Annotated in this window: 14 protein-coding genes; 2 read left to right on the top strand and 12 right to left on the bottom strand. The window is 30.7% G+C overall.

Annotated elements, in window-relative coordinates:
* The first annotated feature begins 396 nt into the window (after positions 1-396).
* Positions 397-966 (top strand): thioredoxin family protein, encoded by a 570-nt coding sequence (locus RH98_RS12530; RefSeq protein WP_010255375.1) that lies wholly within the window; start codon positions 397-399, stop codon positions 964-966.
* Positions 967-1,021: 55 nt separating this feature from the next.
* Here the strand turns inward: RH98_RS12530 and RH98_RS12525 are convergent, their stop codons facing one another.
* The 11 genes from RH98_RS12525 to RH98_RS12475 all read right to left on the bottom strand — a co-directional run bounded on the left by RH98_RS12525 (position 1,022) and on the right by RH98_RS12475 (position 13,461).
* On the bottom strand, positions 1,022-1,363 hold the full coding sequence (locus RH98_RS12525) for a DUF3024 domain-containing protein (RefSeq protein WP_010255373.1): 342 nt from the start codon (positions 1,361-1,363) through the stop codon (positions 1,022-1,024).
* Between the two features lie 94 nt (positions 1,364-1,457).
* Complete coding sequence (locus tag RH98_RS12520) at positions 1,458-3,392, bottom strand: DUF262 domain-containing protein (RefSeq protein ID WP_010255371.1); 1,935 nt, start codon at positions 3,390-3,392, stop codon at positions 1,458-1,460.
* 136 nt (positions 3,393-3,528) lie between these two features.
* Positions 3,529-4,704 (bottom strand): porin, encoded by a 1,176-nt coding sequence (locus tag RH98_RS12515; RefSeq protein WP_010255368.1) that lies wholly within the window; start codon positions 4,702-4,704, stop codon positions 3,529-3,531.
* A gap of 40 nt (positions 4,705-4,744) precedes the next feature.
* Positions 4,745-6,091 (bottom strand): anaerobic C4-dicarboxylate transporter family protein, encoded by a 1,347-nt coding sequence (locus RH98_RS12510; RefSeq protein WP_010255366.1) that lies wholly within the window; start codon positions 6,089-6,091, stop codon positions 4,745-4,747.
* Between the two features lie 112 nt (positions 6,092-6,203).
* Positions 6,204-7,280 carry a type II asparaginase gene (locus tag RH98_RS12505; RefSeq protein WP_010255365.1) on the bottom strand — a complete coding sequence of 359 codons (1,077 nt, stop codon included), beginning with the start codon at positions 7,278-7,280 and terminating at the stop codon, positions 6,204-6,206.
* A 505-nt stretch (positions 7,281-7,785) separates the two neighbouring features.
* On the bottom strand, positions 7,786-8,331 hold the full coding sequence (locus RH98_RS12500; protein ID WP_010255363.1) for an SMI1/KNR4 family protein: 546 nt from the start codon (positions 8,329-8,331) through the stop codon (positions 7,786-7,788).
* Between the two features lie 277 nt (positions 8,332-8,608).
* Positions 8,609-9,496: a helix-turn-helix transcriptional regulator gene (locus tag RH98_RS12495; RefSeq protein WP_010255361.1), complete on the bottom strand. Its 888-nt coding sequence runs from the start codon at positions 9,494-9,496 to the stop codon at positions 8,609-8,611.
* A gap of 464 nt (positions 9,497-9,960) precedes the next feature.
* Positions 9,961-10,794, bottom strand: coding sequence for a CvfB family protein (locus tag RH98_RS12490; RefSeq protein WP_010255358.1), 834 nt, complete (start codon positions 10,792-10,794; stop codon positions 9,961-9,963).
* A gap of 17 nt (positions 10,795-10,811) precedes the next feature.
* Positions 10,812-11,696, bottom strand: a complete 885-nt coding sequence (locus RH98_RS15325; RefSeq protein WP_010255356.1) for a DUF8439 domain-containing protein — start codon at positions 11,694-11,696, stop codon at positions 10,812-10,814.
* Positions 11,633-12,718, bottom strand: coding sequence for a DNA polymerase III subunit gamma/tau (dnaX, locus tag RH98_RS12480; protein WP_010255352.1), 1,086 nt, complete (start codon positions 12,716-12,718; stop codon positions 11,633-11,635). Before dnaX ends, RH98_RS15325 begins: the two co-directional genes overlap by 64 nt.
* A gap of 47 nt (positions 12,719-12,765) precedes the next feature.
* A complete protein-coding gene (locus RH98_RS12475; protein WP_010255348.1) occupies positions 12,766-13,461 on the bottom strand; it encodes a DUF4294 domain-containing protein in 696 nt (231 codons plus the stop codon).
* Positions 13,462-13,527: 66 nt separating this feature from the next.
* On the opposite strand from RH98_RS12475, the gene RH98_RS12470 reads away from it, so the two are divergent.
* Positions 13,528-14,619: a M42 family metallopeptidase gene (locus RH98_RS12470; protein WP_010255346.1), complete on the top strand. Its 1,092-nt coding sequence runs from the start codon at positions 13,528-13,530 to the stop codon at positions 14,617-14,619.
* 81 nt (positions 14,620-14,700) lie between these two features.
* Here the strand turns inward: RH98_RS12470 and RH98_RS12465 are convergent, their stop codons facing one another.
* On the bottom strand, positions 14,701-15,033 hold the full coding sequence (locus tag RH98_RS12465) for a hypothetical protein (RefSeq protein ID WP_010255345.1): 333 nt from the start codon (positions 15,031-15,033) through the stop codon (positions 14,701-14,703).
* Positions 15,034-15,487: the final 454 nt, after the last annotated feature.

Genomic DNA, 15,487 nt, shown 5'->3' with positions numbered 1-15,487 from the left:
GTTATTATATATTTTCACAAAAACAGATAATAGTATTTTATAGTATAATTTAATAAAGGTACAATTCGAGAAATACTTTAACTGTTTATTGTTAATATTAAACACTATATATAAATAATTAAACAGATACTATCTGTTTAATAAAACATTCATTATTTTTTATTTATTTTATAAAAAATAATGAACAATTATTTGCTAAATGTGCAAACTTCTTTTTTAGTTAAATAAAAAAATCTAGTGACAAAAAGATACACTAATACAAATGATATTAGTTTTAATAAAAAACTAAACATATTAACAGCACGTAGCTAATTATTAAAATATCACTATTTGATTTTTTTTAGTACTTTCACTTTTTAATTCTTTTTAAAAGAAAACAATTCAAACTCAATCAATATGAAAAAACTACTTCTGTCATCAACATTAATAGCAACTATACTGTTAACAGTAAGTTGTAAAAATGAAATAAAGGACACACCCACTCAAGTAGAAACAGAAACAGTAAGCGATACAAAAATTGATACTACTGCAGTTAAAAAACAAATAGCACAAGAAAAAGAAGCTCTTGAAAAACCGTATAATGAAGACGAAGATGCTCAAGAAAAACTTAATGAACTAGTTGCTCTAGCTAAAAAAGAAGGTAAGAATGTATTCGTACAAGCAGGGGGAAATTGGTGTATTTGGTGTTTAAGATTTAATGATTTTGTACAAAAGAATGAAGAGCTTAAAAATATTGTAGATCAAAATTTCGTGTATTATCATCTTAATTACTCAACAAAAAATAAGAATAAAGAAGTTTTTGACAAATACGCTCCAGATGCTAAAAACTTAGGTTATCCATTTTTCTTTGTCATTAACGGTAATGGAAATGTCACCAATATTATTAGTTCTGGAGAGCTAGAAGCTGATAAGAGCTATGATATAAATAAAGTAAAACAAATGTTTTTAGATAACGCCGTTAAGTAATAAAAAACCTATTTATACAAACAAAGGCGATAATGTAATTTATCGCCTTTGTTTGTTATTTCATAAAGCACCCTAATGGGTCTTCTTTTATTTCATTTAAAATAACTAATAAGTCATCACTTTCAGGCAGCTTATCGTAGCTCGTCCATTTCCCATTAGCTAACTTCCAGTAGAGCTTCCATATATTCTGAGTTTTCACGTATTTAAACTTAGCATAAGGAAGTCTTATTACTAATGAAGGATCAAAAAAAGCTGGCCTTACACAGTATAATTCAAAGACATTATTTTTTGAGGTAAACTCAAAATCAATAATTTTTCTAAACTCTACATCTTGTGGACGTATTTCTTCAATAAAATTACTAACAATCTGCTCAAAAAAGTTTACTGTAATACCCATATTTTTAAATCATAATTCAAAAGTAAAATAACTAAATTTAATTCTCAAAAACTACTATAATTCAAAGTAATACTTCTAAAATATTTAACTTTTACTAAACTTCATCGAGTAATAATTTTCGCATTTCTGTATCTTGTATAAAAGGCAAATCCCATTTATCAATAAATTTTGTAAATAGTAGACGCCCTCTACTTTCAATAGTTTCTTTATTCCACTGTTGATAATCTAATAATCCTAACTCTAGATTAGTCAATCTATAATTATGCTTAATAGCATTCTTAATTTTCTGTTGTATACCTTCAAAAGAGTTAGCATCATAACGATTGTAGGCAAGAAACATATTCCCTATTGAATAACTATAACGATCTCTATTAACCTTTTGCATTGTATTTATATCCTTATACATACTTCTCATCTCATAATCATCTTCTTCAGGATAAATCAAATATACTTTTGGATCACTACTTCCTACTAATCCACCTTTGTCATCTTCTATATTCTTTAAAAGGTATTCTAATCCTGCCCATGACTTAAATCTATTCCCTTTATGAATGTGCCTAATTACTTCTTTCCATCTAAAGTGATTTACTCTAGTATCTAAGAGGACATTTATTAAATAATCATTATTATGAGCTCTTCCTCTAGAGTAATAGTAATTAATATCTCTAAAAGTATCTTCTAAGTTTAAATTTGAATTATTGCCTTGTAATAAAAAACACATTATATTGTGTCTTTCAATAGCGAATAATAAGTGTTCAATCTCTGTTAATTGTTTAATTTTAGTATTTTCAGATAGTGTATCATCTTCCTTTAAAGGCAAATCTCTCATTAAAATAGCTAATACTAAATTAAGCATGTATTTACCATATCCTTTAGGAAAATTATTAAGGCGTTGTAATGATTTTTGAATAGTTGTCGTCGTACAGAATCTAAAATCCTCATCATTATCAATAGCAAATGGATTATTTATAAAATACCAAAGAACTACCGCCTTCTTCATGCATTCTAACCACGCTAATAACTCATTATATTCTGCATAATTAGTAGTCTCTGAACTAGGATCGAGATAAAAATCAATGGTAAATAAATGCTTTTGGTAAGACTTAAAATCAATAGATACCATATCTGAACGAGAAAAATATAATAACCAAAAAGCTTTTAAGAAAGCATCATCATCCATGGCTTGTGATGGGTTCCTTCCAAGCCATTTATAAACTTCTAACCAAGCCTGATTAACCTTTTTTCTACTTCGTTCAACGGTAGGTGCACCAGTTAACTGCTTTGACACAATATAAAGAACTCTATTTTTTAATCTTTCCAAGCTCGATAATTGTTTTCCTCTAAAGTTTAAAGTTTCAAAAACCATGGAAACATCTAAAGGGCGCTCTTTTGACTCATTGAGATTTAGAATGGAAAACAATAGAGATTTTGTAATCTTCTCTATCCATTGTCTAATTTCTATTTGAGGTAAAGAATGCACTCTTTCTTCAAAAAAAGATTTAGCATAAGACAGATTATGTGTATATAAAGTTTCTGTTTGCTCCTCCTCATAATCAGGTTCATTAAATATTTCTCTAATCAAATAATTGTGTGAAGGCACATCAATATGATAACCAAAAATATATTTATTAACCCCTCCTTCATCTTTTTTAAAATATAAATCAATTAAATGCTGCCTATATTCTAGCTCATCAAGAGCATTTACAAGCTCTGATAAAAGAATTAATAAGGTAGTAAGACGTTGCTGTCCATCAACAATATTACAGCCCTTATAATATTTTGAATTAATAAATAGTTTACCTTCTCGGACCGCTATCCCCTCTTTTCGAATGCTGCCATTATCTAATTTAGTAAAATCTGTAAAAGTTAGAATACCTGCAAAATGAAAAGCATTGCGATTGTGATGCGTATTATACAAATCACTCCACAATTCTTCCAATTCCTTTTTGCTCCAAGAATACCCACGTTGATAATCAGGAATTCTAAATATTCGTTCTTTAAATACTTCTTCAAAAGTTACTATATTCATAAGGTTCTCTTTCCAAAACTTAGTGCAAAAATAACTTTTATTTACTCACTTAATCCTATTTAAAGACTATCCTCCTATAATAAAGTAAAAAGGCTACCCAAATTGAGTAGCCTTCTATAGATTCGATTATATTATTCTATAAAACTAATAGCGGTGCAATAAATCCAATACTCAATCTTCCTGTATTGTAATTAGATTGTCCTAACTGTTCTTTAGCAAACCCTGAATACTCATAATATCTTCCTACGTAAGAAACATAAAATCTAATATTAATGTCTTTAAAAGGAAGATATTGGATAGAAGGAATAAAACCATAACTTGTACGTAAATGATTAGTTCCACTATCTTCACCTGTTATATTTTTACCATAAGCATTACTAGTCATTAATGTTAATGATAAGTTTACTTTTGGTGCAACCAGATATTCCATTCTTAACCAGTTTTCTAAATAAGAGGAATTAATCGCTGCAAATGGCTTATCTTCTGTTTGTGTCATTCCACTTACTATACCTGTACGATCAAGTCCTTCGTGTGAATACTGAAAATCGTACATTAATGTAAAGTTATTCTTTTGGAAAGTATTTCCTAACGAAATATAGTTCATTGCTTTTTTCTTTGTCTCTTGGAAATAGCTATAACTATAACTTGTTTTAAATGCACCATCAAAGAAAGAACCTCTCCAGTTACCCACAAATGCAAGTGGCATCTTTGATTCTTCTTGTCCTTCTGGTAAACGATCTTTGTAGATATCTTTCATTTGATCGTTACGAGAATTTAATACCTGAACATTTAATCTATGATTTGCAGCAACTTGATGACTTAATCCTACCCCTGTTAAGAAATTATCTGCATTCTCAAGAATATCATTATATTCTAAAACATCAATAGGGTTTAAGTCAAACTCATTACCTCCCCAATCAGCACAAAGTTTACCAAATGTTAATTCTGTCTTAGGTGATAATGTAATACCAACAAATGCTAAATCCGTTGATCTACTAATTTTATCTGTATCTCCTGGTCTTGGATCTTTTGTATATCTATCTCTAAATCTAAAATATACTTTGTCATGAATTTTACCTTTTATCTCAAGACGTATTTGATTATTCTTAAATTCTGAATTTGTGTGACTACCATCTAGAAAGTCATTATCAAATGCAAATCGCGTATTAAAAATAACATCTACATTTTTTAATAGCCCTTGTTTTTCAATAGGAATAATCGGTTTGTATATAGAGTCATTCTGCGACTCCTGTTTTTGTGCATATGCAGCACAACAACTTGATAATAAAGCAAAAAATAATAGTTTTCTCATATTCAATTTTTTTATTGTTCTTAAGTATATTCTTCTTTCTCTATAATAAAAATGCTCCTAATATAAATCCGGCAATAATAGCTGTAGTAATAGCAACTAGACCTGGAATCATAAAACTGTGATTTATAACGAATTTTCCAATTTTGGTACTACCAGTTCTATCAAAGTTAATTGCCGCTAATAAGGTAGGATATCCAGGTAGCACAAAATCTGCGTTCACAGCTGGGAAAATAGCAATTAAAGCAGGATTAGAAACTCCCAATGCCATTCCTAAAGGCATCATAGTCTTAGTTGTTGCTGCTTGACTAAACATCAAAGCTCCCAATACAAATACAGCAATTGCAAATGTCCAAGGGTATGCAGTAACAACCTCAGATAAGAAACCTTTAATAGCTACTTCGTTATGTGACATAAAAGTAGCACTCATCCAAACCACACCAAATACAGATACAACAGCTGTAGCCATTGAAGTAAATAAACTAACTTTTGTTACTTCTACTGCACTCGTTTTAGTAAAAATCATCATTAATGCAGATGCAGTCAATGTTATAATACTAATTACGCTAACCATTTGTAATTCACCGTTTGCTTTCAAAACTAAAGAAGCTTTTCCAGGCTCAAAATGAGGTAACATATGCGGAAAAGCACCTGCAAATACAATCAATAATACTGCAATAGAGAAAATAAGCACTGATAACTTAGCACCTTTTTTCAATGGTTTAGGATTAACTTGATCATCTGCATCCAAACTACGAGCAAATTCTGGGTCTTTCATTTTTTCAATAAACACAGGATCGAGCTCTAGCTCCTTTCCTTTCTTCAAAACAGATAAACAACCAAAAAATATCCCTATTATACAAGCTGGTATACATACTTTCATAATATCTATCAAGGCTCCAGGATATGCTAATATTGTCGCTCCCGCAAACGCAGCAGTTGCTGCACTCATTGGACTACCTGTGATAGCTAAATGCGACGCTATTACTGATATACTTAATGGGCGCTCTGGTCGTATTCTTTTCTTAGCTGCTACCTCCGAAATAATAGGAAGCAAAGAATACAATAAATGTGCTGTCCCAGCAAATAAGCAAAAGAAGTAAACAGTAAATGGTGCTATAAAAATAATGTTTGAAGGATTACTACGAATCACTTTCTCTGCTAATCTTACTAAATAATCTAACCCTCCACATGCTTGCAGTGTCGCCGCTGTTGAAACAATAGCCATAATGACTAGCATTACATCTATTGGTGGATCCCCTGGTCTCATATGAAAGATAAATACAAAGATTGCAAGACCAACCATTCCCATAACTCCTAACCCAATACCTTTCATCTGTGATCCTATCAGAATCATAGCTATTAAGATGATAAATTGTACTAATAGCATATTATTGTCATTTATATTTAAAATGTTGAGAAAAAAAAGGAGCGCCAAAATGATATTTGCTTATCACGCTCCTTTTTTAGTAGTTTATTTTTTCCACATTAGGGAAACTAGATTAATATTTAAAAAACATCTCTTGAATCTCTTTGCGATCTTTTGTTTTTGTCAATGCTAACATTAATAAGATTCTTGCTTTTTGTGGGCTTAAGTCATCTGATACAATAAAACCTAGTGCGTCATCATCTACTTCATTGTGTAACGTTACTCTTCCACCTCCAGCTCTTGCTGCTCTACAAACAATGATACCTTTCTTAGCTGCTTGTTCTAAAGCTTCTCCTACTGGAGCATTAAAGTTTCCATTACCTAACCCAGCATACACTATTCCTGCTACTCCTTCTTCTATTGATGCTGTTACAGCTCTAGGACTTGCATCAGCATAGCCATAAACAATCTCTACTTGTGGTAATTTTTTAAGTCCTGTTATATCAAATTTTTCTGCTGGCGAACGTAGACTTTTATAGTAGTAACTTACTTTTCCATCATAAATTAATCCAATAGGACCAAAATTTCTTGATTGGAATGTTGCCATATTAGTAGTGATTGTTTTAGTAACATCTCTTGCCGCTAAAACCGCTTCATTCATTGCAATAACAACTCCTACTCCTTTACTCTCTGGAGAGGCAGCTACCATTACAGCATCTAATAAGTTTCTATTACCATCTTGACTCATTGCAGTTGCTGGACGCATAGCTCCTACTAATACAACTGGTTTATCAGATTTTACAGTTAATTCCAAAAAATAAGCTGTTTCTTCCTGGGTATCAGTACCGTGAGTCACCACTACTCCATCAGCTTCATTATTAGCAAATATTTGATTAATACGGTCGCTTAATTTTAACCATGTTTCCACGTTCATATCTTGGCTACCTATTTGTGCAATTTGCTCCCCTTTTACGTTTGCTATTTCATGTATTTGAGGAACAGCATTTAATAAGTTATCTACTGGAATTTGACCAGCAGTATAAGCTGCCTTAGTAGAAGATTCTCCAGATCCTGCGATAGTTCCCCCAGTTGCTAAAATAATTACGCGTGGTTCAACTTTCTTAGATGTTGAATGTTTTGAATTTTGTTGCTGAGCTTGCATTTGAAATGTAAGTACTACACCAAATACAATTGTTAAAAGCCTTTTCATTGTTATAATTGTTTAAAAATTTAAATTAATAATCCTCTTAATCACTTTTTAAAATTACACGACATCGACTCCTTCATCTAAATAAATACCTTTTAGCATCACAAATGGATAAAAAATACTTATTATAAAAACAACACTCCATTTTCCTCTTTCACATAGTAAATTTCAGAATTATTACTATGGAGAAATATGATAAATCACCATATAAACAACTTTAACACATCATTAATCATACCACTATTTAATAACGAAAACATTTCCATATTTAACAGAATTATCATATCCGTATTTCATTATCTTCATATTTTACAGAAAAACAAATATAGACAATTGTTAATTTATTTATAACAAAAACATTTTCATTAACATTATTTTTCTTAAAATTAGTATTTTACTAATAAAAACAAAAAAAAGAACTCGCTAAATAGGAGTCTTTTTTGTGTAATTTATAAAAATCAAGGTATTATATACTTTTTTTAATAATACAACTATTTATCTTAATTCGTTAATGATATATAGCTGTTTGCGTATCATAATTTTTAAATACTAAATTTACAAATGATTCAAAACTAACAGATTGTAAAGTAAAATTCTGAACATCTATCTGTAATAATAAATCAATTATATACTCTTGATCAAGTGAATCTATAGAGTTGTCTAAATAAATATCTTCTAAAAGTTCTTCCAAACTGTCGATATCACTATACTGATTTAAGTCGATACAAATAATTCTTCCTTTATGACCTCCTGATAAAATCTCTCCGTAATATTTCCCTCCCCCATTAGATGCAAAGAAAAAAACATAAGGCGAAAAAATACTGTCTTCATTGAACTCTATAATATCAAATTCATCTTCATTACTAGAAAAATTTAAAAACTTAAAACAATTGTTCTCCTCATCTTCTTTTACCTCCACAGTACTTTGCAACAGTAAGAAACGATAGCACTCTTCTGAAAATTGATAAAGATGAAATAACTTCTTAGCCTCCTCATCATTAAATAGATTTAAACCATAATCTACTAAAAACTTTAAACGCGAATAACTTTCCATATTGAATATTTTTAGACCTATTTAAAGTTCCGATTTTTTAAGATGTAAAAAGACTGTCTCTTAAACAAATAACAATAACTTAATATTAAAAATTGACAATAAAGTACTTACACATTTTAATATAAAATAACATAGAATTTCAGTAGAAAATATAGCAAAAAAAATAGCAGGTCCCCACCTGCTATTTAATTGAAACAAACTAACCGTAATACCTGCTTAACATTGGATATTCTTACAAGTATTACAACACTAATTCCCCAATTAATGTATCTTTAGATTATGCATTAAGCATTATTGCTTTATGTAACTCTTCTATTATTTCTTGTTTTAATTCTAATGGTTCTACTACACTTACAGCACTACCATATTTTAATATATATTGTTTTAATTCCTCATTAGGTCTTACTTCCAAGCTTACTTTCAACTTATTCTCATTGTCAAGCAAATCTACTACTTGAGAGCAGTGAATAGGATCAGTCAATAGAGCTGAATGAAGATTACTATCAAATAACAACTTCACTCTCTTCAACTCACTTTCCGCAAAATCAAGACCTAGACTTTCATTGAATATAGATTTTATCTTTTCTCTATTCTCTTTAAATTTATCTTTTAGAACCTTAATATTAGATAAATTATCCAAGTCGTAACTGTTAACTCGCTCACCCTCTTTAACTATTAAATACCAACAGTCTTGATATTGTTTAAAAAATAAAGGAGCAACTATATGCGTACTTTCACTTCTTGTATGAGAATGGTAAACTGTAAACGAAATTTTTTGATTTTTTACCATTGCCTTAAGAATAAGATGTAAAGTATCTATTGGGACGATGGATTTATTAACTTCCTGTTCTAAATATTTACCTAAACTTACTTTAGATTTGTTGGAATTTGAAAGTATATCAGTTGTAACCAAATTTTTCAAACTACTTAAGACTTCTCTAGCCTCTACTTCGTTTTGCTTGGCTATATAATATCCTTTTTGGACATTATCAAGGCGTATAGCCACACCGAATTCTGTAGATAATTCGTTTAATGCACGATATAGTGTTCTTTCACTAATATCAATATTATACTCATTTAAATGCTTAATTAAATCCTCCCTAGTAGGGTATTTATCTTGTAAAAGATAATTCAGGATTAAAAAGTAATACCGTAGTTTTTTCATTTTTCCAATTTAAATAACTCGTCCATTCTATTTAATTGGGAAACAAAAGTACTTAACCTATTACACTATCAGCTATTCTTTTTAGTGAAGTAAGCATTTTTTTGAGGGAACAAGGTTCAATATGCGAATATATAATTCAATATTAGTTATAAATCACCCATTTTCTCTAGCAATTTATCTTCTAATACTATTTTAAAAAGAAGAAACTTCACTGTATATATAATAAAAACAGGGAAATAAAAAAAAGAGATTGCGCAATGCAATCTCTCTTAATTTTACAACAACAAATAAAGTAGTCTAATATCTACTTCGTGGGGACAGTAATTCATTGTTTACTAAAATTAGGTAAAAAGTACAACTTTTAAAAGTATATTTATTTGAAATTTTAGCAAACACACACTTTTTATTAGTGAACCACAAATAAATAGCTTTACAAATTACTGTTTCACAGTTTATTTACTTATTTATTTGTCTAATAAATAGATACCATTTTCGCGGATATCTATCTTTTTATCTCTATATAGTGTTCCTATAGCTTTTTTAAACGCCTTTTTACTAATGTTTAAAACGGTTTTAATATCTTCTGGATGACTATCATCAGTAAGTCCTAAAAAGCCTTTATTATGTTCTAATTCTTTCATTATAATATTGGCCACGTCTAAGACACCATCAAACCCTGGTTTCTTTCTCACAACGTCTATTTTACCATCAGGGCGAATTGTCTTAATGTATCCAATAATGCGATCTCCTGTATGTAACTCCTCGAATACCTCATTTTTATACATCAATCCTTTGTGCAACTCATTGATAATTACATTAATTCCAAGCTCTGTTATATGCGAAACTATTAATTCAACCTCATCACCTTCTTTTACAGTAATTTCTTTATTTTCTAAGAACTGATTTAACTTACTAGAACCAACTAATCGATTTGTCTTTTCATCTAAAGACATATGTACTAAATAGCGATTACCCTCTTTCATAGGACGAGCTTGTTCTCTAAATGGAACGAAAAGATCCTTTTCTAATCCCATATCCATAAAAGCCCCAAAATCATTAATATAGTTTACTTTTAATAAAGCGAACTCATTAATGTAGATATATGGTTCGATTGTTGTCGCAACTGGGCGCTCTTCGTGATCTAAATAAACGAAAACTACTATCTCATCTCCATATTCATAGTCTTTTGGAACATATTTATTTGGCAATAAAATATCGGTTTCACCATCTGTTAAATACAAACCTACACTCGTGCGTCTTGCAATCTTTAAAGTATTGTCAGTTCCTATCTTTATCATAATTCTCTTATATTTTTTTATCTTATTTCTAAATCAAATGTTTCCCTTAAAATTTCTATATCAGCATTTAATTTTACGAAATGCTCATATTTATCTTTACTGTCCATAACTTTTTTAGCAATCTTGATCTCCTCATTAACTTCAATAATTATTTCAATTTCATAATTATTTAGTCGTTTGCGAAGATGATTTACAAGCTCATACTTGTTTTCATCAAAACTTAACTTTGAACCATGATTAGGTAATTCAATAGTTATGATACTGCTATTCAATCTAGGAACACACATTCCCATTAATGAATACATTAGCATCAAGCCTGTTCTTGCTAATTTATCACCATATTTTTGCCATTCGCTCATCAAAGTGTCATAGCTAAAAGAATCTTTAGGTAAATCTTCTGGATTAACTATATTCTTTTCTAAAGACTGTTCTAACTCTCTTTTCATTCTAATACTAGAAATAGAAAGAGCATTAATCCTTTGTCGCTGCAGAGATTGTTCTTCATTTAATACCACATCATCCAATTTATTTTCATTGGAAAGATTAGCATTAACAGATAAAGTATCAAGCTCTTGGCTTGGTAATTGTTGTGGGGAGGGTATTTGATTGACCTGATTAAAGTTTTGCGTATTTAAATCTATATTATTAGGCAAAACAGTATTATCAGTATTTACACCTACTTGATTGGAAGCACTTATAATTGAAGCCTCATTATTATTACTAATAGGTATATTGCTATTCGCGCCGCTGAATGGATTAGACTCAACAGTTTGTATATTGCTAAAGCTCATATTCTGAGGTAAGTTAGCTAAAACTTCTTTTAGCTCTTCCGCAGAAATTATTGTTGCATTATCTTTTTTTTTTCGTCTCCTAAAAATAGAGACGCTAATTGCATTAAGCATAACTCAACTAACAAACGTTGATTTTGACTTGATTTATACTTCAAATCACAATCATTTGCCATCTCTACCGCTTTAATTAAAAAAGGAATAGAGGTACGCTGCGATTGTTGCATAAACAATTGTTTTCCATGCTCACCAACTTCTAACAATGAAATAGTCTCTGGCGTTTTACACACCATTAAATTTCTAAAATGAGAAGCTAAACCTGCTACAAAGTGATGTCCATCAAACCCTTTTGCCAATATATCGTCAAATGCGGTTAGTAATGCAGGAATATGTCCTGCTAATATCATATCTGTAATTCGAATATAGTATTCGAAATCCAATACATTAAGATTATCTGCAACAGCCTGACGCGTTAAATTACGACCACAATACGATACTACTCTATCAAATATAGATAAAGCATCTCTCATTGCACCATCTGCTTTTTGCGCGATAATACGCAGCGCATCATCTTCATAATTAATACCTTGATGTTGTGCTACTAATGCTAAATGAGCAGCTGCATCAGCAATTGTAATTCGCTTAAAGTCAAATATCTGACAACGAGATAAAATAGTTGGAATTATCTTATGTTTCTCTGTCGTAGCTAAAATAAAAATAGCGTGGCGAGGTGGTTCTTCTAACGTTTTTAAGAAGGCATTAAATGCAGCAGAAGATAACATATGCACCTCATCGATAATATACACTTTATAGATACCTGTTTGAGGAGGTATACGTACTTGATCAATTAGATTACGGATATCATCAACTGAGTTATTTGAAGCAGCATCCAATTCAAATACATTAAATGCAAAATCTTCTGAAGGATCATCATATCCTACTTGGTTTATTTTACGTGCCAATATACGTGCACAAGTGGTCTTACCTACTCCTCGTGGTCCTGTAAATAGCAATGCCTGTGCTAAATGATTACTCTCAATTGCGTTAATCAAGGTATTAGTTATAGCTTGCTGTCCCACAACATCCTGAAATGTTTGTGGTCGGTATTTTCGGGCAGATACGATAAATTGTTCCATAAAATAAATATTAGGACAAAGTTACTTTTATTTTTTAGAATTCGAAACTATTCGCGCAACTCTAAAGGAAAAAACTCTTCATCCGATATTTTATCTTGCCATAGCAATCTCATCTTATTAAAGTTAATTTCATTCTTTCCATTACTGCGCTCGAGCTCATATCTAAAGAATAAATACTGCAACTGTGTCTCTATATAAAAATCTTCTAGATTTGTCTCTGGATGATATTCTGATTTTAAATTTAGACTAAACGTTCTTGCAGTCGCATTAGACCAAAAAGCAGTCCATCCACTCTTAAATTCTTTGATTAAATCATAAGCCGTTTCACCTGTCTGTCTGTCTATTAGTTTAAGTAATATCTTACCATCATTACGTGATAGTTTTTTTAGTTTTTCCTTAAATTGCCCTTCTAGATATTTTTGTGAACGTTTGATATATTTTTTCTTTTCCTTTTTGGTAGGAATTTTCTCTAAATTTTTATTAAGAATGACTAAATTTTCTGCAGTAGCTAATGCATATGGATAAACGCGTCTTAATCGATTTCTCAGGATAATCATATCCCTTTTATACTTTTCCTCTTCCCTATCTACTCCAATATATATTTCTGGCATTGTCTGGGTAGAAAGTGTATCTCCATCAATAATGATTTCAGCAGGAATATCGGGTACTGGAACCAACTCTACTTCCTGTGCAAAGACAAAAGGAGAAATCAAAAAGACTATTAAAAAGACTAACCGTTTCATATTCTTAAATATACCCAAAATTAGTAATTTTTAGTTCTTATTATTAATTTAGCCTAAAAATAAATTATGGATTCAAAGAGCATTCTAAACAATGATTCTATGGCTTTTTTAGAAGCCTATTTAAATAACACATCTGCTACTGGACACGAAGTTAATGGACAAAAACTGTGGATGGAATACCTAAAGCCTTACGTAGATACTTTTATCACTGATACTTATGGAACGGCAGTAGGAGTAATTAATCCAGATGCTCCTTACAAAGTGGTAATTGAAGGGCATGCTGACGAAATATCATGGTATGTAAAATATATTACAGAAGATGGATTCATCCATGTAGTTCGTAATGGAGGAAGTGATCACATGATTGCTCCTTCTAAACGCGTTCATATACATACTAAGAATGGTATTGTAGAAGGTGTTTTTGGTTGGCCAGCTATCCATATCAGAAATAGAGCTGGTAAAGAAGAAGCTCCAAAAATCGAAACAAATTTCATTGATGTTGGTTGTGAATCAAAAGCAGAAGTAGAAGCACTAGGTATACATGTAGGTTGCGTGATTACTTACCCAGATACATTTACTGTCTTAAACAATAACAAATTTGTTTGTAGAGCAATAGACAATAGAATTGGAGGATTCATGATTGCGCAGGTAGCACGATTACTTAAAGAAAACAACAAAACACTTCCATTCGGTCTATATATTGTCAATGCTGTACAAGAAGAGGTTGGATTACGTGGAGCAGAAATGATAACTCAAACCATCAAACCTAATGTAGCTATCGTAACAGATGTTTGTCACGATTCAAACACTCCATTAGTGGACAAAAATATTGAAGGAGATAATAAAATTGGACGTGGACCAGTAATTGGCTATGCTCCTGCTATTCAAAATAAGCTAAGAGAATTAATAGAAGATACTGCCGTAAAAAACAATATTCCGTTTCAGCGAAATGCAATGTCAAGAGTAACAGGTACAGATACTGATGCCTTTGCTTATAGCAATGGCGGTGTTGCTTCTGCATTAATATCTCTAGCATTGCGATATATGCACACAACTGTAGAAATGGTACATAAAGACGATGTGGAAAATACAATCAAACTAATCTACGAAACAGTCTTAAACATTGAGAATAACGAAACATTCTCTTACTTTAAGTAAAATCATAATAATAGCAAGAGGCTGATGTACTTTACATCAGCCTTTCTTTTTTTACAGACTTTTAAAAAACACTATAGCAATTTACTTTTTTAAATAAATATCATCGTGTAGGCTTTCTGGGTTATAAAGAATTAGAATAGTATCCCCTATTTTAAAATCGCCACCTAATTGTCGCTTATACATATTTACCCTAGTCCCATTATTTAATAACACTTCCAAATCATAAGAAGGTTGTTTACTGCCATATCTTGTAATATTAGGTGAGTTTATTGCTTTTACTACTGCAGTGGTCTCTACATAACTTTTGAGCTTTTCTTCTAATTTATCTTCATTAGATTTAACATCAAACACAGTAATGAACACCGTAACCAAAACGCATACTGCCAAAACAATTACTTGTAAATATTTCTTCATATTAATACTTTTGATATCATATACTGTTAGTTATACCACTTTTATGTATAACGAAACTCACATTATAATCTTATTATCTAAGATAATTCTTTTCTCAAAATTAAAAGAACATAGATTATAATTCATATTAGCGAATTTTCATATTTGAATATTGCATAAATATATCTCATCCATATCTCAAGATCCTACCCCACTACGCAAAGTCACTATACCTATTTACTTCAAGGGTAAATAATGACCAAAAAATACATTTATTAACCTTTTTTGCAAAAGGAATTTTTAATAAAACTCAGCATTTACAAGGCTTAAGAAGCCTTTTTTAGAGTTAAAGAGGGACTTTGTTCGAGAAGGGTTCGAGAATTACTCAGCTATACATTGCAAAAACAGGGGTATTCCCGAACAAGACTGCAACCGTCCCCGAACAACACTGGGATTAAACCTGAATTAAATTCTT

The sequence above is a fragment of the Myroides injenensis M09-0166 genome (assembly GCF_000246945.1).
Classification (GTDB): domain Bacteria; phylum Bacteroidota; class Bacteroidia; order Flavobacteriales; family Flavobacteriaceae; genus Flavobacterium; species Flavobacterium injenense.
Note: the sequence above shows the minus strand (reverse complement) of the source record. Positions and strands in the feature narration are given on the sequence as shown.

Bases quoted from the DNA above. Each gene is read 5' to 3' on its own strand.
- RH98_RS12490 (WP_010255358.1), bottom strand. From the start codon at position 10,794: ATGATAAAGATAGGAACTGACAATACTTTAAAGATTGCAAGACGCACG.
- RH98_RS12495 (WP_010255361.1), bottom strand. From the start codon at position 9,496: ATGAAAAAACTACGGTATTACTTTTTAATCCTGAATTATCTTTTACAA.
- RH98_RS12525 (WP_010255373.1), bottom strand. From the start codon at position 1,363: ATGGGTATTACAGTAAACTTTTTTGAGCAGATTGTTAGTAATTTTATT.
- RH98_RS12520 (WP_010255371.1), bottom strand. From the start codon at position 3,392: ATGAATATAGTAACTTTTGAAGAAGTATTTAAAGAACGAATATTTAGA.
- RH98_RS12475 (WP_010255348.1), bottom strand. From the start codon at position 13,461: ATGAAACGGTTAGTCTTTTTAATAGTCTTTTTGATTTCTCCTTTTGTC.
- dnaX (WP_010255352.1), bottom strand. From the start codon at position 12,718: ATGGAACAATTTATCGTATCTGCCCGAAAATACCGACCACAAACATTT.
- RH98_RS12465 (WP_010255345.1), bottom strand. From the start codon at position 15,033: ATGAAGAAATATTTACAAGTAATTGTTTTGGCAGTATGCGTTTTGGTT.
- RH98_RS12470 (WP_010255346.1), top strand. From the start codon at position 13,528: ATGGATTCAAAGAGCATTCTAAACAATGATTCTATGGCTTTTTTAGAA.
- RH98_RS12510 (WP_010255366.1), bottom strand. From the start codon at position 6,091: ATGCTATTAGTACAATTTATCATCTTAATAGCTATGATTCTGATAGGA.
- RH98_RS12515 (WP_010255368.1), bottom strand. From the start codon at position 4,704: ATGAGAAAACTATTATTTTTTGCTTTATTATCAAGTTGTTGTGCTGCA.
- RH98_RS12500 (WP_010255363.1), bottom strand. From the start codon at position 8,331: ATGGAAAGTTATTCGCGTTTAAAGTTTTTAGTAGATTATGGTTTAAAT.
- RH98_RS12505 (WP_010255365.1), bottom strand. From the start codon at position 7,280: ATGAAAAGGCTTTTAACAATTGTATTTGGTGTAGTACTTACATTTCAA.
- RH98_RS15325 (WP_010255356.1), bottom strand. From the start codon at position 11,696: ATGCTTAATGCAATTAGCGTCTCTATTTTTAGGAGACGAAAAAAAAAA.
- RH98_RS12530 (WP_010255375.1), top strand. From the start codon at position 397: ATGAAAAAACTACTTCTGTCATCAACATTAATAGCAACTATACTGTTA.